The sequence below is a fragment of the Streptomyces sp. KL116D genome (assembly GCF_030766975.1).
GTDB lineage: Bacteria > Actinomycetota > Actinomycetes > Streptomycetales > Streptomycetaceae > Streptomyces > Streptomyces longispororuber_A.
On record NZ_JASERH010000129.1, the window covers coordinates 1 to 26,809 of the forward strand.

General features: G+C 70.5%; 20 protein-coding genes and 5 pseudogenes. 14 read left to right on the forward strand and 11 right to left on the reverse strand.

What is annotated here, in order from left to right:
- Positions 1–1,521 precede the first annotated feature (1,521 nt).
- The 3 genes and pseudogenes from RBJ77_RS47640 to RBJ77_RS47650 all read right to left on the reverse strand — a co-directional run bounded on the left by RBJ77_RS47640 (position 1,522) and on the right by RBJ77_RS47650 (position 3,707).
- On the reverse strand, positions 1,522–1,788 hold the full coding sequence (locus RBJ77_RS47640) for a hypothetical protein (RefSeq protein ID WP_372350699.1): 267 nt from the start codon (positions 1,786–1,788) through the stop codon (positions 1,522–1,524).
- Between the two features lie 454 nt (positions 1,789–2,242).
- Positions 2,243–2,929, reverse strand: a pseudogene (locus RBJ77_RS47645) (hypothetical protein); the annotation flags it as partial.
- A 61-nt stretch (positions 2,930–2,990) separates the two neighbouring features.
- Positions 2,991–3,707 (reverse strand): type VII secretion protein EccE, encoded by a 717-nt coding sequence (locus RBJ77_RS47650; protein ID WP_372350714.1) that lies wholly within the window; start codon positions 3,705–3,707, stop codon positions 2,991–2,993.
- Positions 3,708–5,088: 1,381 nt separating this feature from the next.
- On the opposite strand from RBJ77_RS47650, the pseudogene RBJ77_RS47655 reads away from it, so the two are divergent.
- From RBJ77_RS47655 to RBJ77_RS47690, 8 genes and pseudogenes are all read left to right on the forward strand, one after another.
- Positions 5,089–5,454: pseudogene (locus RBJ77_RS47655) on the forward strand (type VII secretion protein EccB); the annotation flags it as partial.
- Between the two features lie 215 nt (positions 5,455–5,669).
- Entirely contained in the window at positions 5,670–5,843 is a 174-nt protein-coding gene (locus tag RBJ77_RS47660) for a hypothetical protein (RefSeq protein WP_372350716.1), read from the forward strand.
- On the forward strand, positions 5,786–6,154 hold the full coding sequence (locus RBJ77_RS47665; RefSeq protein ID WP_372350700.1) for a hypothetical protein: 369 nt from the start codon (positions 5,786–5,788) through the stop codon (positions 6,152–6,154). Before RBJ77_RS47660 ends, RBJ77_RS47665 begins: the two co-directional genes overlap by 58 nt.
- A gap of 70 nt (positions 6,155–6,224) precedes the next feature.
- Positions 6,225–7,486 (forward strand): annotated as a pseudogene (mycP, locus tag RBJ77_RS47670) (type VII secretion-associated serine protease mycosin); the annotation flags it as partial.
- Positions 7,487–8,075: 589 nt separating this feature from the next.
- On the forward strand, positions 8,076–8,384 hold the full coding sequence (locus RBJ77_RS47675; RefSeq protein WP_372350701.1) for a hypothetical protein: 309 nt from the start codon (positions 8,076–8,078) through the stop codon (positions 8,382–8,384).
- A gap of 124 nt (positions 8,385–8,508) precedes the next feature.
- Positions 8,509–9,252: a putative T7SS-secreted protein gene (locus RBJ77_RS47680; protein WP_372350715.1), complete on the forward strand. Its 744-nt coding sequence runs from the start codon at positions 8,509–8,511 to the stop codon at positions 9,250–9,252.
- Positions 9,253–9,518: 266 nt separating this feature from the next.
- A complete protein-coding gene (locus RBJ77_RS47685; RefSeq protein WP_372350702.1) occupies positions 9,519–9,743 on the forward strand; it encodes a hypothetical protein in 225 nt (74 codons plus the stop codon).
- A 109-nt stretch (positions 9,744–9,852) separates the two neighbouring features.
- The gene (locus RBJ77_RS47690) at positions 9,853–10,299 is read left to right on the forward strand and encodes a hypothetical protein (RefSeq protein WP_372350703.1); all 447 of its coding nucleotides are present in this window, start codon (positions 9,853–9,855) and stop codon (positions 10,297–10,299) included.
- Here RBJ77_RS47690 and RBJ77_RS47695 read toward each other — a convergent pair.
- Together RBJ77_RS47695 and RBJ77_RS47700 are read right to left on the reverse strand one after the other, a co-directional pair.
- Positions 10,245–10,892 (reverse strand): hypothetical protein, encoded by a 648-nt coding sequence (locus RBJ77_RS47695; protein WP_372350704.1) that lies wholly within the window; start codon positions 10,890–10,892, stop codon positions 10,245–10,247. The genes RBJ77_RS47690 and RBJ77_RS47695 overlap by 55 nt on opposite strands.
- A 271-nt stretch (positions 10,893–11,163) precedes the next feature.
- Positions 11,164–11,379 (reverse strand): hypothetical protein, encoded by a 216-nt coding sequence (locus RBJ77_RS47700; protein WP_372350705.1) that lies wholly within the window; start codon positions 11,377–11,379, stop codon positions 11,164–11,166.
- Between the two features lie 1,279 nt (positions 11,380–12,658).
- Here RBJ77_RS47700 and RBJ77_RS47705 point away from each other — a divergent pair.
- From RBJ77_RS47705 to RBJ77_RS47730, 6 genes and pseudogenes are all read left to right on the forward strand, one after another.
- A complete protein-coding gene (locus RBJ77_RS47705; protein ID WP_372347770.1) occupies positions 12,659–13,045 on the forward strand; it encodes a hypothetical protein in 387 nt (128 codons plus the stop codon).
- A 583-nt stretch (positions 13,046–13,628) separates the two neighbouring features.
- Positions 13,629–14,072 (forward strand): hypothetical protein, encoded by a 444-nt coding sequence (locus RBJ77_RS47710; protein WP_372350706.1) that lies wholly within the window; start codon positions 13,629–13,631, stop codon positions 14,070–14,072.
- Between the two features lie 217 nt (positions 14,073–14,289).
- Positions 14,290–14,712, forward strand: a complete 423-nt coding sequence (locus RBJ77_RS47715; protein ID WP_372350707.1) for a hypothetical protein — start codon at positions 14,290–14,292, stop codon at positions 14,710–14,712.
- 1,220 nt (positions 14,713–15,932) lie between these two features.
- Positions 15,933–17,193 (forward strand): annotated as a pseudogene (locus RBJ77_RS47720) (S8 family serine peptidase).
- Between the two features lie 90 nt (positions 17,194–17,283).
- The gene (locus RBJ77_RS47725) at positions 17,284–17,517 is read left to right on the forward strand and encodes a hypothetical protein (protein ID WP_372350708.1); all 234 of its coding nucleotides are present in this window, start codon (positions 17,284–17,286) and stop codon (positions 17,515–17,517) included.
- Between the two features lie 2,493 nt (positions 17,518–20,010).
- Entirely contained in the window at positions 20,011–20,226 is a 216-nt protein-coding gene (locus RBJ77_RS47730; RefSeq protein WP_372350709.1) for a hypothetical protein, read from the forward strand.
- Between the two features lie 73 nt (positions 20,227–20,299).
- Here RBJ77_RS47730 and RBJ77_RS47735 read toward each other — a convergent pair whose 3' ends face one another.
- The 6 genes and pseudogenes from RBJ77_RS47735 to RBJ77_RS47760 form a co-directional block, all read right to left on the reverse strand.
- Entirely contained in the window at positions 20,300–20,434 is a 135-nt protein-coding gene (locus RBJ77_RS47735; protein ID WP_372350710.1) for a hypothetical protein, read from the reverse strand.
- Positions 20,435–20,522: 88 nt separating this feature from the next.
- Positions 20,523–20,711 carry a hypothetical protein gene (locus RBJ77_RS47740; protein WP_372347761.1) on the reverse strand — a complete coding sequence of 63 codons (189 nt, stop codon included), beginning with the start codon at positions 20,709–20,711 and terminating at the stop codon, positions 20,523–20,525.
- A 214-nt stretch (positions 20,712–20,925) separates the two neighbouring features.
- Positions 20,926–21,288, reverse strand: a complete 363-nt coding sequence (locus RBJ77_RS47745) for a hypothetical protein (RefSeq protein WP_372350711.1) — start codon at positions 21,286–21,288, stop codon at positions 20,926–20,928.
- A gap of 1,127 nt (positions 21,289–22,415) precedes the next feature.
- Positions 22,416–22,682, reverse strand: a pseudogene (locus RBJ77_RS47750) (DUF397 domain-containing protein); the annotation flags it as partial.
- 226 nt (positions 22,683–22,908) lie between these two features.
- On the reverse strand, positions 22,909–23,205 hold the full coding sequence (locus RBJ77_RS47755) for a hypothetical protein (protein ID WP_372350712.1): 297 nt from the start codon (positions 23,203–23,205) through the stop codon (positions 22,909–22,911).
- Positions 23,144–23,347 (reverse strand): hypothetical protein, encoded by a 204-nt coding sequence (locus RBJ77_RS47760; protein WP_372350713.1) that lies wholly within the window; start codon positions 23,345–23,347, stop codon positions 23,144–23,146. Before RBJ77_RS47760 ends, RBJ77_RS47755 begins: the two co-directional genes overlap by 62 nt.
- Positions 23,348–26,809 lie beyond the last annotated feature (3,462 nt).

Consider the following 26,809-nt stretch of genomic DNA (forward strand, 5'->3'; position numbering starts at 1 on the left):
GGCGTACTTCGTTCAATTCAGGTGGGTGATGCAACCGTTTTCGCATTTATCGTAGAAACGCTTTCGCGTTTTCGTGCGCCACTTCAGCCGACGTTCGTGGGCTGGCGCTGGTCGTGCTGCACAGGCTGCGGCCAGGCGGCTTTTCCGGTGCAGGAGTCGGCAGGCCCAGCTGAACAGGGAGCCTGCTGGCCGGGAGCCGGCTGACCGAGAGCCTGCTGGCCAGCATCGGCTACTTGGGCATCAACTGGCCAGCACCGGGTGACCGGCCTGCAGGGCTACCCGGGTGACGCCGGCTTGCAGGGGCTGCCCAGGTAAGGCTGCTGCTGGAACTGTGTTCAGGTCGCCCAGGGCCGGGGCGGAGGCTAGGGGAGCCTGCAGGGCGGGCTGGCCCTGCGCGGCGTGCAGGGCAGGCGGCGGCGGGAAGCCGTAACCCGCGCCCGCCTGCTGCTGCGGCGGCTGGGGGCTGCGCGGGCGGCTGGGGAAGCCGCTAGCCGCCCTGCAGGGCCGCGGGAGTGGGGCATCAGCTGGCCCGGGTGCGCCTGGAACGGCGGCTGGGGCTGGGCCTCCGGCTGCGGCGCGGGTGGCCCAATGGGAAGCCGTAACCGCCTTGCCAGAACAGAGCGCGTTAGGGTCAGGGGCAAGCGGGCTGCGGCGCGGGCGGCTGCGGAAACCGTAACCGCCGCGCGGGGGCAGGCGCGGTGGTCGGGGGCGAAGCCGGGCGCTGCAACGCGGGCGGCTGCGGGGCTCATGTGAACCGCCTTGCAGGGCGGAGCGCGTTGGGAGTCAGAGGGCGAAAAGCCGGAGCTGCGGTGGGCCGGAGGCTGCGGGAAGCCGTAGCCACCCTGCAGCTCAGGCTGGGGGCCACCGGGGCCTGGGGCCAGGATCCCAGTGCGGGCTGGTCAGGCAGGCTGCAGGGCCAGGACCAGGGCGGGCATACTAGCCCAGAGCAAGAGCTCAATCCCACTACGAGGCAGTAAAGCAGTACGCTTAACTTCATTTCTGGCAGCAGCAACCCTCCGCCTTCCAGTACGAGCAGAAATCCCTGGCGGGGCCGGGCTGCGGGCCGATCGGCGGCGGGGCCGTCGGCGGCGGCGGGCGCGTCGTCCGTGCCGGGCGGGGGACCGGCGAGTTCGGCGGGCTCGGTGGGCAGGCGAGCTCAGCAGGCTCAACCCTTGCCAGATTGCAGACGCAGACAGAAGTGTCAGCGCCAGAGTCACGGGAGTAGTCCCAGAACCAGTCGCACTCGCCAGGGGCCTCGGCCATGGCAGGAATCCGCGTCATCGGACCCACGTCAGTTGTCGAGAGTGGCCTCCGGGGCAGGGGGCAGGGGCGGGGACGCCAGGGCTGAGGCGTCGTCGTCACGTGCCGCACGTCCGTCCAAGGCGCGGCGACGGGCCGTCGGCCGTGGCCCCGGCGTCCGTGCCCGCGACGGGTGCGAGGCGCCGTGGCCGCGGGACCGGCGGTGGGCGTCGCCGGAGCCGTCGCTACTCCTCCTTCCAGCGCGCTTCAGCTCCCGCGAACTCACGCCAGCGCGGCCGCGGAGAACTTCATGGTGGTGGCGCCGCTCTCCAGGTCACCGGAGCCGGAGCCGGAGCCGGAATCGGCCTCGGGAGCGGCGGGTGGCGGGCGCCAGTGCCGGGCGGGGTGCCGGAACCGGGGCAGGAGGCGGCCGGGGTGGCACGGGCGGTGCCGCGGGGGCGGGCAGGCTCGGGCGTGCCGCCCGTGCTCGCCGCGTTCTGCGTGTGACCAGGCCGGAGGGGCGTAGTCGATGGTGAACTCGCCCGTCATCGCGACTGACCCGCGTCGGACTGATCATCGACGGTGAATCAGCCCCCGCGGATACCGTCCCGATCGCTGTTCACAATGCCTCCTGGTGTGGTCGAGCGCACCCTCGTGCCGTGCTGGGGGCGACCGTTCCTGTCGTCGATCCGCCGGGCTGTCCCCCCTACCCCCCTGACTCATCTGCCTCGCCACCCGCACGCGGGCACACGCAAACACGTCCTGCCCCAGCCTAATCACGAAAACCGCGTGCACGGCAGGCCCGTCCACCCGTCACCGCTGTCCACTGCGTCACGCGGGCCCGACCGCACGCGACAACTGCCGGGGACGTACACCAAAAACGTGACGAGCGCGCAGCGGGCGACGCCCGACAATGCCCGAATTACCCGTACATCGGCGGTGGTTCGCGGAGCAGTTGCCGGGGTGCGCCCGCGTGCCCCGAGGGGCCGGCGGGCGCCGTCCGTCAGTCCATCCGGCGTGCCGTTCCCAACAATCCGGTCTCGGCGTCCGTCGTCGCCCTGCGTCATCACGTACCGCCGGTCGCGGTCGGTGCACCACAGCGTCACGCCGTCGGCCAGCGTCGGCAGCGACTGTACTCGCCGCGCGGCAGCCCGATGACCCGGCCGATCTCGCTCGCCTCGTCCGGCGACACCCGCTGCACGCCCACCAGCCGGGCCTGCCGCGCATCAGCCGCGGCGCGACCGGGCTCAGATACGGCAGCAGCGTCAGCACGGACTGCCAGGGCGCCGAGGCGACCCGGCCACGCGGCGGCCGCATGCCGCAGTCCCGGATGACGAGCACCGGACCGCCTGCCGACGCGCCCTGCGGCGGCACCCGGCCCACGTCGTGCACGGTCATCCCCGACTGTCCGCCGCCGACCGCCTGCATCGAGCTGCGACCACTGCTGCGCGCGGCCGGTCTCCACGGCCACCTGCGCCCCGGTCGCCGCCGCCCGCAGCGCCAGCACCTGCGCCGTCCACAGACCGCCGATGAGCACGATGTCGTACGCCGTCGGGCGGCGTTGATGCCCATCACGGCGGGCTGGCCCTCGGCGATCCACGCCGACGACCACGCCGTCGTCCCCGATGGGCAGCGACAGCGCGTCGAGCTGCTCGACCGGGAGGGAGTGCCGCTGGTGGCGCGGTCCGAGCTAGGCCGAAGCCGGTCCCTCAGTCGCTCGCCGATCTCGGCGACCTGGGTCGTCATGGCCATCAGCGGGCTCCTCCGAGCGGCAAGGTGGCGAGAACGCCGGGCAGTTGCTCACGGTCGAGACGGACGAGGCCGGTGCGCACCTGGCGCGCGGCCCGCCCAGGTCGCGCCTGGCCGTCGTCAGCTCGCTGTCGCTGCGGCCGGTGATCCGCATGTGCCCGGTCATCGTCACGTCCTGCTGGTCGCCCTGGGCGAGCCGTCAGGCTGAACGTCGTCGCGAGCGCGGGCACCGTCGTCAGCTGTGCGACCAGCTGCGGCACAGCTGGATGGTCTGCGCGCCCAGTTGGGCCAGCGGCGCAGTACGTCGTGTGGCGGCGGTTGTCGCAGCGCCAGCTGCGCCCCGACTCCTCGGTCCGCCGCTGCGGGGCCTCGCTCCGGCCGGCCTGCGCCGTCACCATCGGGCCCGCGCACGCGGACGTGGCCACGGCCGCGACGAGCTCCTCCTCGGTCAGGACGCTCGCCCGAACCCGGCGCCGGACAGCCGGCTCGACAGGTGCTCGGCGGCCCGCGCAGACACTTCTGCGCCCGACGACGCGCTGCCGCGCGCGCGGCCACGGCCTCCTGGCACAGCTCGGGTCGAGCTTCAGCGCGATCCAGGTGATGCGGACGGCGGGGGAGCCGGTCTGGGCCTCGCAACGCGCGCGTAATTGCTCACCGCCACCGACCGCTGGGGCAGGTGCAGCGCGGGCGCTGGCTGCGCGCGCACGATCTGCGCCGATTCGAGGCGGATCCCGTCCACCTCAGGGCGTCCCGGACCAGCGCGACGGGCAGCGGGCGGCGGCTGCGCTCGGTCCCGCAGGGCGGTGGCGTCGGACTCGACCTGGAGCGACGGCGGTCAGGAAGCCCGCCGCCGACCATGCCGACCGGGCGCTGGGTCGTCGTCACCGCGGTTGTGGCTGTACGTGCGCAGGCTCGGGTCGCACTCCACGGCGGGCGCCAGACCCGGCTCCGGTGCCCGGCGGCACCGGGGTGCCTCCGCCCGGCGCCTGCGGGCGCTGCGCAGCGCGAGCACGGTGCCCAGCCACTCGGGCAGGGAGCGGCCCCCGGCGGCGTACGAGAGCGAGCAGCAGGAGGAGGGCGGCGACCGAGCCGCGTGGCGACGAGCGCGACGGTGCTGATCACCCAGCCGACCACGGCCAGCGCGGCGGCCAGCTCGATCATCACGAGCCGCTGCACGCCGAACGATCCGCCACGGCCGGAACGCGACTTCAGAGTGCGGGAAACCGCACCTCGGAGAGGCGCGCATTCCCTCCCGTGAGAATTCTGTGCAGTCGTGTGTGGCATGTGTGAAGAGAGAGGGACCCCTACTGCGGAACGGTCACCCGATCGTGACCCTCGATTGCGACCGTGATCGAGTCCGCGCTGCGGGAAGCCATCACTCCAAACCCCCGAACTCTCCCGAAATCCCATGCGCAAAGGGCTCCTTGTAAAGGCCCTGCGGGCCTCTAGGAAGGCCTCAGCACCCTACCCGTGCCACACACGCAACGTCGCAACAGGCATAGTAGGGGCCGGGTCTGACAGCCACGGCATCCGAGGCGACCACAACCGGAAGCCGCGAGCCGACAGTCAGCCGATCCAAGACGGGGAACTTGCCCCCACGGCTCCGCACGGGGAGAAGCGGACACAGATGGCATCGCCGGCGGGACGAACTCAACGCCTACACCTTCGCGAAGCGCCGCATCTCTGGCGTCCTTCCTGCAGCCCTCTCCTTCTGCCTCCGAGGAAGGCGCCGGAGGTGCCGCTGCGCGCGGTCCTGCCCGGCACGATCGTGGGGGTCGTGGTCCTCGCGGTCTTCGGCGGCATCGGGATGTTCAGTCCCACCGCGCCGAAGGAATGGGACACGACGCAGAAGAACGTCATCGTCGCGAGCGACTCGATGACGCGTTACGTGGTCCTGAAGACCGACGGCCAGAAGCAGCTGCACCCTGTTTCTGAACACCGCGTCGGCCAAGCTGCTGCTCAAGGACTACACGGACGACGTCGTGACCGTCGACGAGAAGGTCCTCGACAGCGGCAAGCCTCCGCACGGCGCCACGCTCGGCATCCCCACGCCCCCGACCGGCTGCCGTCCAGCCCGAGGCCGAGGCCGCGAAGCGCTGGATGGCGTGCGAGCGTTTCCCAGCGACGGCGGCCGCGCCATCCAGAAGGCCGCCTTCTGTCCTCGCCGAGAAGGAGTGGGGCAAGTCGGAGGGCCGGAACAGGCTCTCCGGCGGCGAGCTGATGTACGTGACCGACCCGTCACGAAGAAGCAGTACGTCGTCGACGCCCGCGGCACCCTCCTACGCGATCACCGACCCGGCCCAGGAGGGTCTGCTGCACCGCGCTGACACCCAGGGCCGCTGCCCCCGCAGCGTCTCCAGCGAGTGGCTGCGGACGCTGCACGAGGGCACCCCGGTCTCCGTGCCGACGGTCCCCGGCACCGCGGGCCAGACCGCGAACGCAGTCACGGGCAGCGGCAACGCCCGGTACGACAAGGTCGGCACGGTCCTGAAGTCGCTGGACGGCACGCGGATGCAGCACTACGTGGATGCTGCCGGGCAAGGTGGCCCGCATCTCCGAGTTCACCTCCCAACTCCTGCTCAACAGCAAGCAGTTGGTCAACGTCAACTCGACCGGCTCCGCGGCGTAGGTGAACCCGGCGGCCGTCGCGGCAGCGCGCCGTTCGAGGGCGAGGGCGCCAAGTGGCACGCGCGGGGCGCGCGAAGACGGTCAACAACGGCGCCAGCGCCACCAGCGGCCGCAACACCGTCTGCAACACGCTGCGGTCGGTGAAGAGCGGCACCACCACCCTGTCCACGTGGGCCGGCACGGACTTCCCTCCGACCTGCCCACCGGCTCCTCCAGCGCGTACGTGACGCCCGGCTCCGGCCAGATCTTCCGCCAGTTCCAGGGCACCGAGACCAAGGCGGGCGGCGTCTTCCTGGTCACCGACACCGGCCTGCGCCGCCCTCCAGTCGAACGCCGACAGCGCCACCGACGACCAGGGCATCGGCACGACGGGCCAAGCAGCGCAAGGCCGGAGCAGCAGGAGGCGGAGATCGACGCGCAAGCTCCTCGGCTACGACAACACGGGACCCGGCCCCGATCCCGTCGACCTGGGCGTCGTTCCTGCCCACCGGCCCGCGACTCTCCCAGGCCGCCGCGCGACAGCCGCAGGGGCTCGTAGCGGACCGGCCGGGCACGAGCGCGCGGGGACCAGCGAGGGAACAGCGGGGAACAGGGGAAAGGGCCAACTCATGGCGATCACCAGCAACTTGACGCGCGCCGGCCGGCGTCTGGCCGCCGTGATCGGCGGTCACGGCGCTGACCGCGTCCGCGGCCGTAGCTCGCCCTGCCGGCGACCTGGCCGCGGCGGACAGCGGCCAGTGCACGTTCGGCGGCAAGAAGTACGCGGGCAGGCCGTGGGCGCTGCGAGCGCGTCAACCTGGACGAGCGCTGTGGCAGAGCGCGACCGGCAAGTGCGCGTCGCCGTCATCGACACGGGCGTGGACGTCAAGAACCCGCAGCTGACGAAGGCCGTGGACGTCGGGGCGGGCGCCAACTACCTGCCCAAGAAGGACGACGACGGCAAGCCGATCGAGGGCCGCGGCAACGAGCGCGGGACGACGGACGTCGTCGGCCACGGCACGCGTCGCCGGCATCATCGCGGCCCGCAAGGCGAGCGGCACGGGCTTCGTGGGCCTGGCCCCCGACGCGACGATCATCCCCATCAAGCAGAACGACGCCGAGGGCCACGGCGACTCCGACGCCCTCGCCCTGGCGATCGACCACGCGATCGCCGAGAAAGCCGACGTCATCAACATCTCCCAGGGACACGGAGAAGGCGCTGGCCCTCGGCTCCAAGCTGGAGACCGCGGTCAACGCGGCCCTGGGCAGGGGCATCGTGGTCGTCGCCTCGGCCGGCAACGACGGCCTCGGCGGCAACGTCAAGGACACCTACCCCCGCCTCGTACGACGGCGTGCTCGCGGTCGCCGCCTCCGACCGCAACAACGAACGCGCCGCGTTCTCCCAGTCGAGCAACTCCGTCGGCGTGGCCGCACCGGGCGTCGACATGATCTCCACGGTCCCCAAGGGCGGCCACTGCTCCGACAACGGGACGAGCTTCTCGGCCCCCTACGTCGCGGCCGTCGCGGCCCTCCTCAAGGAGCACCACAAGGACTGGTCGGCCCAGGAGGTCGTCGCCCAGATCGAGCAGACCGCGGAACGCTCCATCACCGGCCACGACCGGCTCGTCGGCTGGGGCGTGGTCGACCCGGTCCGCGCGGTCACCGAGATCGCCGACCCGAAGAACCCGATCGAGACCCCGCGCCCCCGACGAGGGCTGTCGCCCACGCCGACCCCCCGGAGGTCCTCCCGGTCCACTTCGGCGAAACCCCCGACGAACGCAACGGCCGCCTCGCCACGTACGTCCTCGTCGGCGGCCTCGTAGCGGTCGCGGGCCTGGGCGGCACGGCGGTGGCGGTACGGGATGCGCGGCGCCGGAAGGGGCGGGTGGGGGCGGGGGTGAGCCGGCGGCCGCGCCCTCACACCGTCAGACCCACTCCCCGCCAGGGCCATCAGGACCAGGCAGGCCAGGCAGGCGCCGCAGGCGATGAGCAACGGCGACCAGCTCCCGGTGCGCCGCCCCCGCAGGACCAGCCGCACCGCGATCACGTCCACCACGATCCCACCGCGGCGGCGCCCGTCCGCAATGCGCTGTAGTCGCGCAGGCCGGTGACAGCCGTGCCGAGGACCATGCAGCGATCCCATGCCGAGGAACACCGCGAACAGGACGGTCAGTCCGGTGAAAGAGCCGCCGGCTGCGGTCGTCGGCCGCCGCCAGGGCTGCGGTGCGCTCGCCGAGAGCGACACCGGTGTCGTGAATTCGTCCGTTCCGAGGTTCGTCACGCCGCGCACCCTGCAGCGCCCGCGCGAGAGATGCGGAGGTGGTGAAGGGGCCTGAGGGGCTGTGGGGTCGGTGTCGTGAAGGGAGGGTGAGTACGCGTTTTGTGGCTGGATTCCGGTGATAGCGTCCGTGGGCGCCACAGGCTGTCGATGCCTGATTAATGCGCATATCTGCGAAGAGCTTCCAACGGGGGAATGTGTCGTGACTGCGGATCTCGGCGTCGGCCCGGGCGTCCTGAAACAGGGCGCGAAGGACATCGAGGCGATCCTCAAGCCCGTCAAGAAGGTCGATCTGGGCGACGAGGCGTGGCAGGCCCCCCTCGATCGAGAACGACGACGCGGCCGCCGCGCTGGTGGCGTTCTGCGCCACGTGGGAGTCGGGGGCCGGATTCCCTGGCCGACTGCGCGGCGACGCTGTCGGAGGGGACTGGACAAGGCCAACGGCGACTACGAGGACACGGACACCGCCATCAGGAACGCGGTGAAGTCCGTCAAGACGGTGTTGGTCTAAGGCGCGGGAAAGCAGGAACAACGCACGGACAAGGACGGGGACTTCGCACTCATGGCAGCTTCGCTCGGGTCGACCGACGACCCGAAGGCCCTCATTCCGGGCGACGCAGGCAAGCTCCGGTGACATCGAGACCGCTCTCGGCAAGTGGTCGGACAAGTTCGAGAAGATCGGCGACGGTCTGCGCGACCTCCGGATCAAGGGCTGGGTCGGCGCGGCCAGCGATGTCTTCTGGCCCACCCTGGGCAAGGAGAAGACCAACTGGTACTTCGCGAGCGACGCGATGTCGGGTGCCGCCAAGGCGATCCACTCCTACTGCTCCACCCTGACCTGGGCGCAGGGGGCAGGCCGGGAACGCGATCGACAAGTGGAAGGCCGACGACCACGAAGGCGCCGAGCAGGTGCTGGACGGCGCGCGCAAGCAGCTCAAGGAAGAAGCCGAGAAGCTCACCAAGAAGCTCAACGAGCTCGCGGGCAGCGCCAAGGACAGCCCCCGACTGGCTGGTGGCCGTCCGCAGCGGGGTCGACGCCAAGAAGTGGTGGGAGGACCACGGGGGTCGCGAAGAGCGCCATCTCGCCCACGGCGTGGACCAGGGAGAACAAGAAGTGGGTGACCGACGAGGCCAGCCACTGGCGCCAGTCGGGGAGAAGGAGTTCGGCAAGGACGCCGACAGCAACTGGTACCTCGGAACAAGGCCGAGCAGGGCGAGGGACGGCGACCCCACCGCCCCCGGCAAGAAGGCCGACTGGAACATCAAGTTGGCCGAGTGGTCGGGCAACGCCAGTGCGTGGAAAGAGGGCGTGTCCGATCAGTTCTCCGGCGGCGGGTTCAAGGGGAAGTACGCGGCGGAGGTCTCGGCGCTGGGCGTGAGACGGCTCGGTCGGCGCGAGCGTCGCGAACGGGCAGCTGAAGGTCGGCGCCTCGGGCACGGCGTACCTCGCGCAGGCCTCCGCGAACGGTTCCGTCGAGTACGGGTACGCCGCGCTGCAGGGCGAGGGCAAGGCGTTCGTCGGCGCTGACGCCTCGGTGAACGCGTCCGTCGGCAAGGACGGTGCGCACGCCGGCGCCGAGGCGTTCGCCGGGGGGCCAAGGCGACGGGGTCGGTCTCCGCCGACGTCGCCGGTGTCGGCGCCGGTGTGACGGGCGAGGCATGGGCGGGAGTCGGCGCCGAGGCCAACGTCGATCTGGGCATGAAGGACGGCAAGTTCACCATCGGCGGCGAGCTCGGGGCCGGACTGGGCGTCGGCGGCAAGGTCGGTGTCAACATCACCGTCGATCCCGGCAAACTGACCGATGCGATCGGCGACGGCGCCGACGCCGTGGGCGATGCGTGGGACAACACGGTCGGCAGCTGGTTCTAGCCTGAGCTGAAGTCCATTTGAAGGATGGGATCCACCATGACGGCCACGTTGCCGGTCAAGATTTCCCTTTTCGCTGCCGGACGGCTGGCAGGTCGCGCCGCCGGACGAGGTGGGAGCGCCGAACGCCGCGTTCGTCGCGCTCCACCGCGCTTCCGTGGACGGCGGGTTCACGGCGAACATCACCCTCTCCGGCGAGATGCGCAACGACGGTGCCACCATCGCGCAGATCGCCGACGAGTCGGTGCCCCGGCTGGAGCAGGTCGGTTCCGTGCGCGTCCTGAAGAAGACCGAGATCGGTACGCCGGACATCCCGGGCCTGACGGATTCACCCGGGATCGTCCAGAACCTCGTCCTGTCCACCACCTTGCGGGGAGAGCCGATCGAACTCTGCCAGAGCCAGGTGTACCTGGGCATGGAGGACGTCAGGAATCCCGCGCAGCGCGCGGTCATCGAGATCGTCCTCACGGCGAAGCAGAACCAACTCGCCGAGGTCATCGAGGACTACAAGAAATTCCTCCGGACGATTCGCCCCGGGGACGACGAGACATCCGCCTGAGCGACTGCGCTGCGCACCGCGCACGCAAAGTGCCCCTCACCCGGACGCGGCGACGCGTTGTTCCCGGGAGGAGGGGCACTCAGTTTGCTCAGAGCAGCGGTCCAGGTCCGCTCGGGAATGCGATCGAGTACGTCGCACAGGTAGTTGAGCCGGTCGTCGAGCGACGCGGGGGAGAGCGTTCCCGTGTACCAGGTGAACAGCTCGGCACGGCGCAGCTGGAGCGGCGACTTTGCTAGCGCGCGCGGGTCCGCGAGGAGAAAAGACATCATGTCGTCACTCAGGAGACTTCGAGTGAAATCCTCGTCCTGAGTGACCACTCGATTCGTGTCGTCGAATGCGGATACACCGAGCTGCATCTTGTCGCGGCGGTCGACCACGACGTTCATCATGCTCGGCCGGAGGATCTCCACGGACGGCACCGAGCCCGGCGTGCTGACCATGAAAAGGGATTCAATGGTGGGGCGTTTGCGATCCCCGGGCTGATTGCCCGAAATGGGGCTGTTGTAGCGGTGCTCGAAACACACGAAGGAACGGCCGCGGAACTCTCCCGCGACGTGGTGCCACGCACTCAGATTGTCGCCGCTGCCGGGCATGGGGGCCGATGCCGCAGTACTCGGTGGCGCGGCCTCGTGCGCGCTGCTCGTACGTCCAGCCGCGCTCCGCGGCCAGTCGCGGGAGCGCAGCCCAGCCCTCCCTGATGCGCTTGTCCTCCTTGTTGCTGCGCACGAATGATCTGATGACGAAGAAGAACACTCCCGCGATAGCGCGCAAAGAAGAGCACCTTCAGCAAGATCAATCCCAGTTGCTCCATGACGCGAGATTATTGCCGACGCCGTGTGCTTCTGTGAACCGAGGGCCGCTGCCTCAGCCCGCTGCCCAGGTCCGCGCGGGAATCCGGTCGAGTACGTCGCACAGATAGTTCAGCCGTTCCTCGACGGCTTGCGGCGACAGGGTGCCGGTGTACCAGGTGAACAACTCGTCGTCGCGCACCCGGAGCGGGTTCTTTCGGGGCGCGGTCGTCCGGAAGGAGAAAGGCCCGCAGTTCGCCGTCCAGGAGATTCCGGGCGAAAGGGTCGTCATGGGTGCCGACGCGGAACCTGTCGTCGAATTCAGGGACGCCCAGCAGCGTCCTGGGCCCCCCGCCCCAGGAGCGTATCCATCCTGCCCGGCTGTCCCACCTGCAGGAACGGCCCCGAGCCGGGCGCCGAGACGAGGAACACCGACTCGAACGTCAGCTTCTTCGACCCTCCGGCCCGGCCGCTGCCCGACAGGGGATTCGCGTACCGGTACTCGAAAACACCCGAAGGAGCGGCCGCGGAACTCTCCCGTCATGTGATGCCAGGCGGTGAGGTTGTCCCCGCTGCCGGGCATGGGGCCGATGCCGCAGTACTCGGTGGCCCGCCCGGCCGCGCGCGCCGCTCGTACGTCCACCCCCCGCGCTCCGGCGGTCGGTTCGAGACTCCGCCCAGCCCTTCGGATCCGCTCGCCTTCCTGGCCGCTGCGCACGAAACCCCTGATGACCAGGGCGAACATGCCCGCGACGAACGCGAAGAGAAGGACCTTCACCAGGGGTCCCGATCAACTGATCCATGGCTGGAGACTATGGCGTGAGCCGGGCGGTGATCGCATCAGTGAAGATCGTTGGCTGGTGGAGCGAAGAGTCCATGGAGGCTTGCGATTTGACTGCTTTGCCGCAAAAAGTGCCAAGTGCTCAGCACCTCGGACCCCCTATGCTGGGCGCGCCGCGCGTCCCGCGCGCCGCACTTGTTCCTACGTCCTTCTCCTGACCACCCGAAATGGAACCCACTTCATGATGAAGTCCCGCCTCTCCGCTGCCACGTGGGCCCTCTCGGCCCGTAGCCGCGGGAGCGCTGCTCGTGGGCTGCTCGGGCTCGGTGAGCGTGGGCAGCACCGACCCGAAGATGTCCAAGCGAGAAGCTGGCCGACACGGTCGCCGAGGCTCGCCTCGACCACCGGCCAGCCCGAAGCCGGACATCTCCTGCCCGGAGGACCTCACCGGCAAGGTCGGCACCACGACCCGGTGCAAAGCTCACGGCGTCCGACGGCAGCACCCTGGGCGTGAACGTCAAGGTGACCGGGGTCGACGGGAAGAACATCAAGTTCGCCATCCAGGCGGACGACACCCCGTCGCCGGCGGCGAACTGACACGGAACTCCATGACAGTCGCGTGACTCCACGGAGTCACGCGACGGACCTCGCGCCAGGGCCAGGAAAGGCGATCTCTGTGAGACGACCGTGAGCGGCACGGCAGTTGCCTGCCCGCCGGCAGCCGCCCTCGCCGCCGCGCCGCGGCCGTGCTGGGCCTCGCCCTGATCACCCTCGCACCGCTCCTCGCCGGATGCGGTGGCGGCAGTGGTGTGACGGCGACAGTGACGACGGCGCCGCGGGGAAACCCGGCACGAAGCCCCTCACGCGCACCCAGGTCAAGTCGATCGTGCCCGACGCGGCCGCCATGCCGGGCTGGAGGGCCACGGCGGCGGCGGTCGCCGGACCGGTCGCCGAGGGGCGGCGGAGCGGAGCGATCCGCTGCGACCGCCCGACCGGCGGCTTCTGCGGCGACGCCACCTCGTACGCCCGCGCCGACTTCGCCGGCGAGCAGCGGCCGCAGATCAGCTTCTCGGTCCTCGCCTGCAAGGACACCGACACCGCGCGCGCCGCTATCCGCGGATCCCGCGTAAGTACAAGGACTCCTTCGTCCAGGCCCGCGACGTCAACGTCGGCCTGATCGGCGACCAGCGCGCGGCCCGCATGGGCTACAGCGGCGAGGATGACGGCGGACGTCCCGGGGCGGGTTCGCCGTGGTGCGGGTCGCCAGGTGGTCGTCCCTGGCCTCGGGCGACGGCGGCGAACAGACCATGACGAAGCGCGGTAGGCTGACCGAGATCGCGACACTCGTCGCCCGCCGGGCCGAGCAGGCGGAGGACCAGGGAATGGCATGGCAGCGCCTGCCGTCTCCCACGCCCACGACGTCCTCCAGCGGCTGACCCACCGCCGTTCTCCTCCTACTTCCACTTACTTCCACCTATTCCTCGCCGCCCTCCCGGGTGTGGAAGTTCCGTGGAGATCGCGCATTGCGGTGCCGGGAGCGCGATGCGTCGCGCCCACTTCGCAGCGAGCGCGATATCGGGCGAATCGGAGCGCCTGATGCAGTCTCGTAACGGAGTTAACGCAGAAGCTCGGTTGGAGCGGATGTACAGGGTGACTCACAGTGGTAAACGCGTTGTAAGACGCGACTGGCTTTGCGATCGCGCGGTGAGCAGGACCGACCGCACGCGATCGGGTGGGACACGAAACGGGGAGGACGCGTCGTGATTCCGGCGGACGGTGGAGGCGTGTCGAAGGCTGCGGCTGCCGACCCTGAAGTCGGCGCCGGTGTGCTGAAGACCTTCAAGCAGCGCGTGGACAAGATCCTTCAGGGACTTCGAGGGTCGGACGGGAGCTCGGCCAAGGTCAGCGACCAGCGGGTCAGCCGGGCCGCGCTGAGCAGCGGTTCGAGCCAGTTCGGCGAAGCCGACGTCCTGCACCTCCAGTACGAGCAGGTCCACAGCCGCATCACCTCCCTCTCCAAGATGCTCGGTATGCAGATAGAGGCCATGAGCATCGCCTCGCACGGCGCGGAAGTCGGCTTCGCCAACTTGGAAGAAGACCAGCGGCGCAGGTTCTGGGAGATCCAGACGAAGATCGATCGTGAGCGGCCGCGCGACACGGACCGCACCGACGATCAGCAGTCGAAGGGGGTTACAAGTACATGAGCGGCAACGACGAGAAGGCGCCGGAGAACCCGACGCCGCAGGAGCAGGTGGCCGGTCAGGTCGCGCTCACGAACGGCATGCAGGGCGTCGCGACCGTGATGCACGACGCCTTCGGTTTCGGCTCGGACTCGTGCCTTCGTCGTGTCCGACGAGCTCTCGGAGAAGCTCAAGGTCAAGAGCGGCCCCACGAGCTTCGAGGGAGACCCTCCTCAACGCGATGCTCGATCTGGTCGACAACACCAAGCCGAGCGACCTCGAGAACGCCGTGTTCGGCCCCTCTGGAAGGCGAGCCAGGGCGATCAGCGACGCGGCCACCGAGCTGCGCGCCAACATCAAGCACGCCACCGGCGACTTCCAGGGTGAGGCGGGTGACGCGTTCCAGAAGTGGGGCGAGAAGCTCGCGGGCCACACCGAGAAGTTGAGCACGTACGTCGAGTCGGCCGGCGTGGGGAGATCGCCGCGGCCGCCAGCGGGCCTCGCGTCGGTGAAGAGCTCCCTGCCCCCGCGCGACACGCGCCCCATCGACAAGCGGCTGAAGCCCGAGGCGCTTCCCGCGGCGAAGCAGGCGGAGAGCGACCCTGACTACGCCCAGAAGCCGTCAAGGTCGAGGGCCACCGCCAGCAGGCGATCAACCAGATGAACCGGTTGGCGTCCTTCTACTCGGTCTCCGCGGGAGACGCTGAGCACGCTGCAGCCGCCCACGTTCGAGACGATGCCGAACGTGGGCGTGCCGAAGCCCGCCCCCACCACGGGAGAGCGATTCAGCGGCGACACCGGCGGATCCGGGGCGCCACGGCACGTCCGGACGTCGCGTCCCCCGCACCACTCCGCGCAGGACGTCGACGCGCCCACGGCCGTCGGCCCGCGGCGCCGAAGGACGTGCACGGGACGATCTCGATGCCGGACCGTCCCGTCGGCACGGAGATCGACAGCGTCGGCACGCTTCCCGCCGCCCACGACGACCACTCCTGGCCCGCAGGCGCCCGTGACCCCGGCCGGGCCGACCGCGACCGGCACGCCGGTTCCCCCTCCGCCCGGGCTCACGGAGTCCGCTGGTGCAGGGCGCGGGCAAGTTCGGCGCGAACGGGAACAAGAACCCCTTCACCGCCCAGGCGCGCACGTCGACGTCGAACCCCTCCGGGACCTCGCGTGCGCCTCAGGGCCGGGAGCGACGAACGACCCCCATGGGGCGTGCCGCCGGCACCGGGCAGAGCACGTCACGCGGCGGCATGCAGGGCGGCCGGCCGACCAGCACGGCCCGTGGTGTCACGGGCGGTACTCCGCGTCCCGAAAGCAGCGCCGCTCCCGGCCGTGCTTCGGGACCCGGGACCACGGGCGCGGCCCGCTCGAACGTGCCGTGGGCGGGCGGCCCACGCAGCCCAGGGCCGGAGGCCAGACGGGCTCGCGCGTCCCACGCGGCACGGTGATGGGCGAGGCGCCGCCGGTAACTTTCCCGGGCGCCACCGGCCGCATCGGTCAGCGCGGTGTCATGGGCGCCCCCGGAGCACGGAGACGACGGGCCGTTCCTCGGGAGCGGGGCGCAGGATTCCGGGCTCCTCCGAGGCCGTGACAGGGCCGTCCGGCCGGAAGGGACCCGCGTCGCGTGCCGGTCGCAACGGATTCACCTCGGGGGCGAAGGGCTGGTCCGCGGTCCGAACACGCGGCGGGGCCGCGACGAGGACGACCAGGAAGGCAGCGAGCGGCCGGACTACCTCGTCGAGGACGAGGCCACACACCTTCCGCAGAAGCAGCGGCGCGACGTGCCGCCCGTGATCGACTAACCCCGAACGAGGACGTACAGCAGCATGAAGTCAGGGGATCGACCGTCGGACAGGACGGCGCGTACTCGTACCACGCCGCATCGTTGCGCGGTTGGCGGTGGCGACTGCTGCGGTGGGTGCCGTGGCCGGTACGTCAGTTGGGCTTGCGGCCGCCCTGGCCGATGGGAACGTCCAGTCCCAGGAGTGGTTCCTTTGGACGCGATGGACGCGAGCGCGCGATGTGGAAAGTGAGCACCGGCAGGGCGTCAGGTCGCCGTCATCGACCCGGGTCAGTGACAGCACGCCGTCCTTGAAGGGCCAGGTACTCGCCGACGAGACGCCGAAGAGCGTCGCCTACCACGCGACCGAGGACTACTCCGGCCACGGCACCACCATCGCCGAGCTCATCGCCGGAACCGGGGCGGGCGGCGGCCCCAGCGGCCTCGCCCCCGGAGCCAAGGTCGTGCCGTACCGCATCCTGCTGACCTCCTTGAAGGACAAGGGCGAACGCAAGAAGACCCCGGACACCGCGCAGGCGGTCAGGGCCGCGGCCGACACCGACGCGAAGATCATCAACATGTCCGTCGGAGACGATCTGCTGGACCCCGAGCTGGAGGCCGCGGTCAAGTACGCGCACTCCAAGGGCAGTTGATGTTCGCGGCCGTCGGCAACGACGCGGAGAAGAAGAACCTCATCGACTACCCCGCCGCCTACGACGGTGTCGTGGGCGTCGCCGCCGCCGACGACTCGGGCAAGGTGGGCAAGTTCTCCGAGCACGGGGGACTACGTCGACCTGGCCGCCCCCGGTCTGAGCATCCCCAGGTGGTGCGACGCGACTTTCACCTCGTACTGCGGCGAGGCCGAGGGCACCAGCCCCCGCCGCGGCCATCGCCTCGGGTTCCGCCGCACTCGTCTGGTCCGCGCACCCGGACTGGACGGCGAACCAGGTCCTCCGGGTCCTGACCGACACGGCGAGCCGTGACTGGCCGAAGGACAAGCCGAGCAACTACCTGGGCTACGGATTGATCCGGCCGGCGCGGAACCTCTCCACAACGAGGGCGACCCGGGCGCCGCGCACGTGGACCCGATCACCAATCAAAAGACGACAGAGGCCGGTTCCGGTTCGGACACGCCTCCCTCCACTTCTGCATCAGGCTCGTCACAGCCCTCGCAGAAGGCTTCAGATGCTCCCGCTGAGGCGGCAGGATCGGAAGCGGAATCCTCAAAGTGACAGCAGTACGTTGTGGATTGTGCTCGGTGCGGTTGCGGCGGTGATCGTGCTCGGAGGCGGGGGAATGGCCGTGTTGCGGGCGCGCACGCAACTGATGAGACTTTTCAACCGTGGGTTCCCTGCGCTCTAGGGCGGGCCACGGGGGAGCTGCCCGGCCTCATACGGGGCATGAGCCAGAGCAGTTGGATCTAGAGGCAGACCAAGGAAAGGCAGGAGCGCCATGGCTGGCGGACGGCAGAAGCTCGAAGATCAGCAAGTAGTCGTACTCGAGAAGCAGATGTCGGAGAAGTACGACGGCATCCGCAAGCGTGTGCACAACCTGCAGGGCGTCATCGACGGCCTCGAGGGCAACTGGCAGGGCATCGGCCGTGCTGCGTTCGACAAGAAGCAGTACGAGATCAGCAGTCCCTCCAGACCATCGGCAAGATCCTCGCCGATGTCATCGAGGCGATGAACAAGACGCGCAACGTCAAGGACAGCTCGGAAGACGACGTGCGTGCGTCGGTCGACAAGATCAGCGTGACTGACGGGCGTCGGCTCTCAGCGGCTACTGAGCGAGCCGGCGCGCAAGACCCCCATCACACACGGCGTTTCAGGTACACACGAGGGAGAGACGAATGGCCAGCAACGGTGACGGGCTGCTCGTAACGTACGACGGTCTGGACCAGGCCGCGACCACGATCGGCAACGAGGCCAAGGCGCTCGAGGCCGATCTCGAAGAGCTCAAGCAGATGGTCGTGAAGAGCCTCCAGTACTGGGAGGGCGAGGCGGGGCACCTTCGACAGCAAGCTCAAGCGCTGGGACAAGGAAGCCAAGGACATCCACGGCGCTCACCGGTATCGGCCACGTGGTCGGTCAGTCCGGTGGTACGTACATGGATGGCGACAAGAAGGCTGCCAGCTACTTCCAGTAGAAGCACTGGTTTCAGCGGGAACAGGGTGGGCGCGTGCGGAGGCGCCCACCCTGGGCTGTTTGTTGGAGCAGTTCCGCTGTTCCAGCCAAGCGACGTGCCCTGCCAAGGAGCTGAGACGACTCCGATTTCAAGAGGATGAGGAGTCATGACCTTTCGCCCACCGCCGTCACCCTTCCACGCAGTCGCAGCGAGGCGGCTGAGGAGCGCAGACGGAAGCGTTTCCGATTGTGGGTGTCGGGACCGTCGCCCTGGCTGTCGTCCTGGGCGTCGGGGTGGGCCCTGTGGTCGGGGCCGCTGGAGAGCGGACCGAGCGCGGCGGTGGACAAGAAGGCGGCGCCGCGGCAGGCCGCCGACGACATCAGGGAAACCGTCGAGACGGCGCCGAAGGTGGCGCCGGCCACCTGGTGGCCCTTCGGTGATGACCAAGGAGCTGGAACCGAAGCAGCGGCAGGCCACTCCGGGGACCTGGGCGACGGGCAAGACCCCGTCAAGGGACGCGGTACGACCGGCTCGAAGCCGTCGACCTCGGTTCGGACACGGAAGCCTGGACGAAGATCCTGCCCGGTCCGCTGTGCGGTGAGACACCCATGGTGACGGTCGACGCGGGCGTACGGCGGTGCTGTTCAGGGACCGTGCGAAGAAAGGGACCTCTGCAACCAGGTGGCCTTCTTCGACCTCGACACCGGATGACAAGTTGTGGCAGGCGGGCTTCGGCCAGAAAGCAAAGATGGGATACGACCACTGACCCCACCACCGACGATTGACCAAGGGAGTCGTCGTCACGTGTCGTGGGAGGAGAAGGGCCGCTGCCTTCGACATGCGCGCGGGAAAGCAGCTGTGGAGCGGAAGAGGAAAGCCGGTTGTGCTACGACACCCAGGGTTCTCCGGCGGGCGGGCGCTGAACGCCGTGCGGGTCTGTTCCTCGGCGAACTACACGTCCTCGTCGTACCAGGTGCAGCGGATCGACGTCCCCGCACGGGCAAGGCGGTGTGGACGTACAAGGTCGCCAAGGGGGTCAAGGGCGTCTTCCTCGTCTCGAGCGAGCCACCGGTCATCGGCGTGGGAGCCGGTGGGCCCGGCGGGGTCACGGACCTTCTGTCGCTCGACGGAAAGGGCAAGTACCGGGCGACCGTCCGGCTCGAGGGCGGTCACTACGAAGTCAAGTGCGACTTCCTTCATGATCGACCGTTGCTATCAGTCGTCGTCGGCCGTGACCAGGTCTTCGAAATGCGAGCGGCGAGCAGAACGAAGGGCGTGAACGAGACGAACAACTGGGTTGTCGGGTTCAGCCTGGCGACGGGAAAGTCGGGCATGAAGTTCGATGCCGGTGCCGACCAGGTGCTCTTTCCTCTGCGCATGAGCGGTGACCGGCTTCTGGCGTACAAGACGAGCTCCGACGGTTACGCGCCGAGTTCCTTGGTGAGCCCTCGACCCGGCGACCGGGAAACAGCGCACCTATTTCTACTTCAGCGTCGCCGACGAGAACGCCGGACTGACGTACGGCGGCGATCTCAGCGACGTCCTCGTCGAGGACGGGAGACTCTTCTTCGGGGCGCACGGGATCACGGGCGTCGGCGAGAAGGGCAGCCCGCTCCTGGTCACGTCGGCGTTCGGCGTCGGGCGGGCAGGCTGAGTCGTCGCACGTGTAGCCAGCAGTAGGTCCTGCGGGAGCCGGACGCGACCGGCCTGCGCGCCACATCGCCCGACCCCACTCGCCCTCCAGGCCGCGCCCACGTCCTGACGCCCCCAACCCCACTAGGAGCCCACCCCCCGATGACCCTCGCTCGTCGTCGCCGCCTCACCTGGCTGGTCTCCGTCGTCGCGGTCCTCGCCCTGGCCGGCTGGTTCGCGGGCCGTACGCCCGGGACTATCTGGTCGCCCGCGACGTCTGCGACGGCTCCGTCGCCGGGGACACCGTCGACCGGCTCACCCCGGACGGCGTCCACCTGGACCACTCGGAGGGGAAGGCGTACGAAGGGCTCGGCGTCTCACCTGCGCCCTGAAGGTCGCCGCGGACGACGAACACGACGACGAGTGGGGGCCTGTTCGCCCCTGTCCGCCGCCACCCGGAGGGACGACCAGGACCGGCTGTACCGGGAGACCTTCGACGACGCGCACGACGAAGGCAGCGAGGCCTACGCGCTGCTGCCCGGCGGGCTCCCCGGTTTCGTCGACTCGACGCGGCGCGTCCTGCTCCGGGTGCCCTGCCCGGCCCTGGGCAGGACCCGGACGGGCAGCCCCGGCAGCTGACGACCGTCGGCGGATTCTCGGAGGACGCCCTCACCGGGGTGCCGGGAGCGGCGTACCGGTCGCGCCGTGGAGTTCACCAACTCGGCCGCGAAGAAGCTGGAGTTGCGGCGCCGAACCGCTGCGCGTACGCGGCGCCGCGGCCCGCGCGACGCTCGCCGATCCGGGCGAGGACGACACCCCCGGAGGAGAAGGTCACGGCGAGGGGCACCGCCACGTCCCCCTGCGGCAAAGCTCGTGGCCGCCTGGCTGACTGGGACACCCGGGCGGTCCGACCCTGGCACCTGGACCACCTCCGGTCAGCTCGGCGGCGCCGCCGCCCCGCTCGGCAGCTGCGAGCTCAGCAGCCCGGTGCCGGACTCCGAGGACGACCAGTGGTTCACCCTGCGGGCCTGGTACGGCTCGTGGAGCAACCGCTTCGTCGTCGACGACGGCCGGAACGGGCGGCGCCTCCCCGTGACCGCCACCGTGCGCTGCGCCGACGGCACCGCCAACTTCCGTCTCGGTACCTCGCGCGTGCCGTCCCGGGTAGAAGATCGACCGCGCCGATCAGCGGCGGCTGCTGCGGCTGTTCGTGACGGACCAGGTGCGGCGGCACGGCGGATGCGCGGGCGAGCCCCGGTTCACGTTCTGAGCCGGGCGGGCGCGGGACCGGCTCAGTACACGGTCCGCAGCCAGTATCCCGGACGTAGGCGTCGTCCATCAACTGCCTTTGCCCCGCAGCCTGTTCGGCCGGAATGCGCGCGCGCGGGCCCAGGCGTCGTACACCGTGGTGAGTTGTCGGCGCCCGTCGAAGACGTCACCGCGCAGCCGCCCCGACACCGGGCGCCCGGCGATCGTGCCCATCGGCGGGCGGCTCGTGACCCGGACGTCCGCGGTGCGGTACACGCCGCGCAGGTGGGCGCGGACGGACCGGTCGAACGCCGCCAGATCCCCGATGGTGCCGTCCTTCGCGTACCGCGACCTGGCCTGCATCAGCGAACCGATCAGCGAGGCGGCGTCCTCCAGGTCGTTGTCCGGCCACGTCAGGTCGTCGCTGTGCCGGTCCCCGCCATCCCCCGCCATCCCCGCCGTCTCCGGCTTCTCCGCCGTCCTCGGCGGGCATCCGGGCGTCCGGGTCCCCCGCGCGATCGGTCAGCCGCTCCACGTGGTGCGAGACGTAGGCGAGTTCGGCGTCGTAGAGGATCGCGAACGCCTGCGGATCCCTCGGTGAGTTCGGCGACCAGCAGGTCGAGCTCCGGCTTCTGCGCGTGCGTGAACTCGGCCGCGTAGCCGAAGTTGACGTGTGCCTCGCGCGGGGCGAGGAACCGGCCGTACGGCGTGCAGCCGGGACGGGTCGAGGGGCCGTCGCCGTGGCGGCCGGCTCCGCGGGGGCCCGTCAGATCGTCACGGACCCCGATGGAGTCGAACTGGCGCGTCACGTCCACCACGTACTCCGCCAGCATGCGGGCCACGGCCGGGGCCAGGCCGTCCGGCAGGTCGTCGCGGTGGGAGAGCGCGGCGGCGACCGCGTACGTGGCCCGGGCCTGCGCCTCCGTATGGGGCGCGGCCGGGGACGTGGCGGCGGTGCCCGCTCTCGATCACGCGGCCGAGCGCTCGGGCGCCGTCGCCGCAAGAAGCGGTCGTGGTCCAGGAGGTTCCCGGGCGGCCGAGAGCCGGCTCGCGTCGTCCGCCGGGTCGAGGGCCGCGGTGGCGGCGGCCCGGATCGTCCGCGAGCGCGCGGACCGCGGCGGACACGGTCCGGCAGGGGCGTCGCCGACGCACCGGTCACGGTCAGCGGCACCACCACGCCGGCCGCGACCACGACGGTGGCCACCGCACCCGACAGGGAGCCGGTGCCGGCGCACCCGGAACGCCCGCGCCGCCATCCGGTGGGCGCGGGGAATCGCTGGTCGGGCCGGTGTCGACGCGCCATGGCGTGGTCGCCCTTCCTAGGTCGGACCGCCGCACGCGGTCAGGGTGTCTCCGGGGACCGGGTGTCTCCGGGATCGGGTGTCTCCGGGGACCGGGTGTCTCCGGGATCGGGTGTCTCCAGGGACCGGGTGTCTCGGGATCGAGTGTCTCCGGGGACCGGGTGTCTCCGGGCCCGGGTGTCTCAGGGCCTCAGGTATCTCCGGTCGGAAGGCCGGAAGGCCGGGAGGCCGGGAGGCCGGGTGACGGGCAGACGTACGGACCGCTACGGGCCCCTGCTGGGCGTCCAGGCCGCCGGTCCGCGGCGCCGGCTCCAGGTCGAACTCGCCGTCCCTGGCGCCCAGGACGAACGCCGTCCACTCCGCCTCGGTGTACCGCAGCACGGTCTGCGGCTCCAGTGACGACCGCATCGCGACGGCGCCGTCCGGCAGGTACGCGATCTCGACGCGCTCCCTCGTGCTGCTCCGTGCCCGGCGCGCTGTGCCACTCGACGCCGGAGATGTCGAGCGCGTACAGCGTGTCCTTCTCGCGCTCTTGCGGGCCTTCATCTCCTCGGGCGTCTCGGGGCTCCGCGCCCCCCTGCCCGGCCTGCTGGTCCTCTGCCTCGTCACCCATGCTGAGCGGGCCCCTTCCCGACGTACGAACAGCCTGTTCCGTCACCCTACTTGGCAGCGGCCCGCCCCCTCCCGGGGCTCCGCGGGGATCAACCCCACCGGGGTACGGAAAGGGGCCGCACCCAGTAGAGTGCGGCCCCCTTCCGGCGAGCTGTCGGCCTCAGTCCTCCAGGCCGACCTGGATCAACGGCTTGCCGCGCTTGCGCGACACGAACACGCCGCGGCCCGGCGGCATCGGCCGCGGCCGGACCCCGCCCAACAGATCGCCCTCGGCCGGGTCACCGGCCAGCACGACGCCCTGCGCCCCGGGTTCCTTGATGCGCTGCATGAAGTTCTCGTAGCTGGCCCGGCCGCCACCGGCCGTCAGGCGGGCGATGATGAAGCGCACGCCCACGTCACGGGCGAACGGCAGCAGTTCGGTCAGCCCCGCCAGCGGGTTGCCGCTCGACGTCGACACCAGGGTCGTAGTCGTCGATGATCACGTAGACCGTCGGACCGCGCCACCAGCTGCGGTCGCGCAGCTGCTGCGCCGTGACGTCGGCGGTCGGCGTGCGGCGCTGCATCAGGTCGGCCAGGGGCGTCCATGTGGTGCGCGCCATCTGGTTCGTACATCGGGATAGCACTCGGCCGGGTGCGACTTCGGCGTCACGTCGAGCGGCGAACGGCGAGTTGTCGACCACGAACATCTTGCAGTCGGCGCCGTCGTGCCGCTGGGTGAGCTGACGGATGATCAGCTTCAGCATGTTCGACTGCCGGACTCGCTCTCGCCGAGATCCAGGAAGAACGGGTCCTGGTCGAGAGTCCACGAGCACCGGCTCGAGGTTTGTCCTCGTCGAGCGCGAACGCGATGCCCCCGGTCGGGAAGGTGTTCCCCGGCGGCGGCTGGCGCGCCGCGAACTCCCGCGGCAGCAGCCGGACCTCAGGCGCACCGGGCTGCGTCCAGTGCCGGGTGACCTCCGTGGCGAGCGCCGACGTGGCCTCCGCCAGGTCCGTGTCCGACGACAGGCCGTCGATCCGCGGGACCGCCGCCGCGAAGTGCTGCTTCTGCGGCGTCTGACCACGACCAGGGCACGCCCCGTCGGCACGTTGGCCGCGACCTTGCGGTCGAACTCGGGTCCATCGTGTCGCCGGGCCGCGGCTCCAGGGCGGTTCATGAGGTGGTCCTTCATGTTCGCCCGGACCTCCATGGACCGCGACCGTCAGGATCACGTGGATGCCGTAACCGAGACCGCGCGCCGCGATGTCCAGAGACAAGCCTTCCAGCGCCTCGTAGTCCCGTACGGAAGTTGCCCCAGCCGTCGATGACCAGGAACATCGCCCGCACTGGCTAGTCCCGTCATCGAGATGTCGCCCCGCGCGCGCGGTTGCGGAAAGTCGGCGATCGATGCGATGCCCGCGCCGTGCGGAAGGTACTCCTCGCGCCGGGTCAGGATGCACGTAGACCTCCGCGCCGTCGTCCGGCTGCACCTTCTCCAGAGTCGAGCCAGGCCACGCCGCCCACTGCGCGTGCATGCTGCACGGCAGGCCATGCCGCCACCGCCGAGAGTCGAGGCCCGTCGAACTGGACTTCCACTGCGGCGTGCGGTCCAGGGCGAACGACGCGATGATCGAAGCGCAGCAGCGTCGGCTTGCGGACTGCGGACCACCGAGGATCTGCATGTGTCCGGCCGCGCCGCCGAAGTCGATCACAGCGGGTCGCGGCGCTGCTCGTACGGCGCTTGTCGGCAGGGCCGGCAGGAACGACGAGGCGTCCCGCGCCCTCGTAGCCGGGCTGGGTGAGACCGCGGCCCTGCACGGGCGTGAGGCCGGGCAGCAGCGAAGGTCGAGCGAGGGCCGGAAGCTGTCCAGCGGCGGCAGCCACACCTGGTGCGCCGCCGGGCCTGCGCCTCCGGGCGCCGCACGATCACGTCGAGCACGGTGTCGGCGAAGCGCGTCGTCCTTCTCTTCCTTGGGGGCTTCCTCGCGCTGCTGCGGCACGGCCACGTACTGCACGGGTGGCCGCCGTGAACAGCACCGGCCGACGGTCCACGAGCAGCAGCCCGCCAGCGTCTGACCTGCGCGGAACCCGTCCGGTACACACCGGACACGTGTACGCCGCCTTGAACCGCACCATCGTCGGTGCCAGCTTCCGGAAGCCGGGCCGGCGTTCGGCAGCTCAGGCGTCCAGGACGCCCAGCGCGGCGCGCGATTCGGCAGCCGAAGGGTCCGCAGACCGATGCGGTACGGTAGGTCTCCAGACCGCGCAGCCGGCCCCTCCCCTCAGGCGCTGCCGAGGCGAGGCAGCAGGTGCACGCCCAGCGATCGGCCGATGCAGCCGATCTGCTGTACATCTCGATGAAGTCCGGCTTCGCCGTCAGCAGCTCGGAGAACTCGTCGATCCCTGGGACGGGGACGGGATCGGCTGCAGCAGGGCACAAAGCCGCGCGCCTTCTCTCGTAGTCGTGGATGTTCCGCGTAGTTGCCGCGATCGCGCATCTCCTGGCGGTTGAGCTCACGGATGGAGTCACCCATGCGGTCGACCAGCGTGAGGTCGTCCGCAGGTTCGTGATGCGGCCGCGACGTGCGGCATCTGGGCCATGCCCGCGAACGTCGCACCACCCTTGAAGTCCCGCGAGGACGAAGTTCAGCGATCTCGGAGGAGTGGCACCGCGAGACCGAGCACCAAGTGCGCAGCAGCTCCGACTTGCCGGAACCGGTCGCGCCGACACACAGACCGTGCGGGCCCATGCCTCCTGGGCGGCTTCCTTCAGGTCGAGCATCACGGGCCGGCTGTACGTCGCCGACACCGATCGGCACGCGCAGCCGCTCGGCCTGCGAGCGCGGGCGCCAGGTCCGCTTGGTGTCGACGGGTCGCCGCGTCGCCCAGGTTCATCAGGTCGGTGAACTCCAGGTTGGCGAGCAGCGGCTCGTCGTCGCTGTCACCGCCCGACGCCATCCGCAGCGGCGCGAGCTGCGAACGACGCCTCATTGTACGAGAGGACGTCCGGGGGTTGCCCTCGTAGACCATGCCGTGCGAGGACTCAGGCGCAGCACCGGGTTCACCACGATGGAGAGGTCGCCGCGCGGCCCGCCGCGGGTCGCCGACGACGACCTCCAGGACCGATCACGCCCTGCGGGCCCTCGGGGCTGGCCAGGATCGAGGTGGGCGGCAGGAGGCACGCCGTCGAGGACGACCACCAGAGTGCGCGGCTGCTCGGGAACCAGGGCGCCACCGGGAGTGGGAAGCGCGGCCGGCCCTCCAGGCGGGAAGCCGAGCAGGTCCTCCAGCTCGACCGGGTTGGTCGTGATCAGCCGGCGGCTGCCTGCGCCGTCCGCGACGCCCGGCACCTGCGTGTGCGGCAGCCCACGCGGGTCCGCCCACTCGGGCGCGGACGCGCCCCGCGTGGCGAGCGGCGATCACCAGGTCCTCGAGTGCAGCGGCGCTCAGCAAGCGGCCCAGCGCGCGGGCGGAGCCGCGCACGGTCGTCGGCGCATCTCGCGCTCACCGACACGTGGTAGAAAGGCGCGCGGCGAGACCGCCATCGGCAGTTCCTCGAGCGCGCTGTGCGTGGCGAGGAAGCGCGCATCGCGCGCCGGCGGTCGGCGGCTCCGGTTCTGCGTCGACAGAGCGGTCTGCGGCGGCTCTAGGGAGTGGCCAGGCCTTGCGGGCCGAGACCGACCCACGCACTGCGAGAGTCCTCGTCACCCGGTGCGCCGCTCCCAGACGCGGCTGCCCTCGGCGACCAGCGCCCACGATTGCTCGGGCAGAGGGGTGCCGTAGTACTGGGCGTCCCGCTGCTTGCGCGCGGTGCCCACGGCCTCGCGGCGGGTCTGGGAGAATGGCGCAGGTAGTCGCGGCGCATGTCGGCCATCTGGCCCTGGTTGCTGCCACGGCGGTAGCGGACCAGCATCGCGACGCCCGGCATCCGATCGTGGACGCCACGCGCCCATGGCCATGCGCCGCGATGATCCGCATGAACAGAAGCCGGAGAGGAGGTTGAAGAGAGAACACCACCGGAGGCGGTCCTTGCCCAGCATGGGCAGGGATCTGCATCAGGGCGCCTTCCTGCTGCTTTTGCGGA

Bases quoted from the DNA above. Each gene is read 5' to 3' on its own strand.
- RBJ77_RS47640 (WP_372350699.1), bottom strand. From the start codon at position 1,788: ATGACGGGCGAGTTCACCATCGACTACGCCCCTCCGGCCTGGTCACAC.
- RBJ77_RS47700 (WP_372350705.1), bottom strand. From the start codon at position 11,379: ATGACGACCCTTTCGCCCGGAATCTCCTGGACGGCGAACTGCGGGCCT.
- RBJ77_RS47760 (WP_372350713.1), bottom strand. From the start codon at position 23,347: ATGGCGCGCACCACATGGACGCCCCTGGCCGACCTGATGCAGCGCCGC.
- RBJ77_RS47705 (WP_372347770.1), top strand. From the start codon at position 12,659: ATGCGGTGGCGGCAGTGGTGTGACGGCGACAGTGACGACGGCGCCGCG.
- RBJ77_RS47715 (WP_372350707.1), top strand. From the start codon at position 14,290: ATGCTCGATCTGGTCGACAACACCAAGCCGAGCGACCTCGAGAACGCC.
- RBJ77_RS47695 (WP_372350704.1), bottom strand. From the start codon at position 10,892: ATGCCCGGCAGCGGCGACAATCTGAGTGCGTGGCACCACGTCGCGGGA.
- RBJ77_RS47725 (WP_372350708.1), top strand. From the start codon at position 17,284: ATGGCTGGCGGACGGCAGAAGCTCGAAGATCAGCAAGTAGTCGTACTC.
- RBJ77_RS47745 (WP_372350711.1), bottom strand. From the start codon at position 21,288: ATGGCGGGGGATGGCGGGGACCGGCACAGCGACGACCTGACGTGGCCG.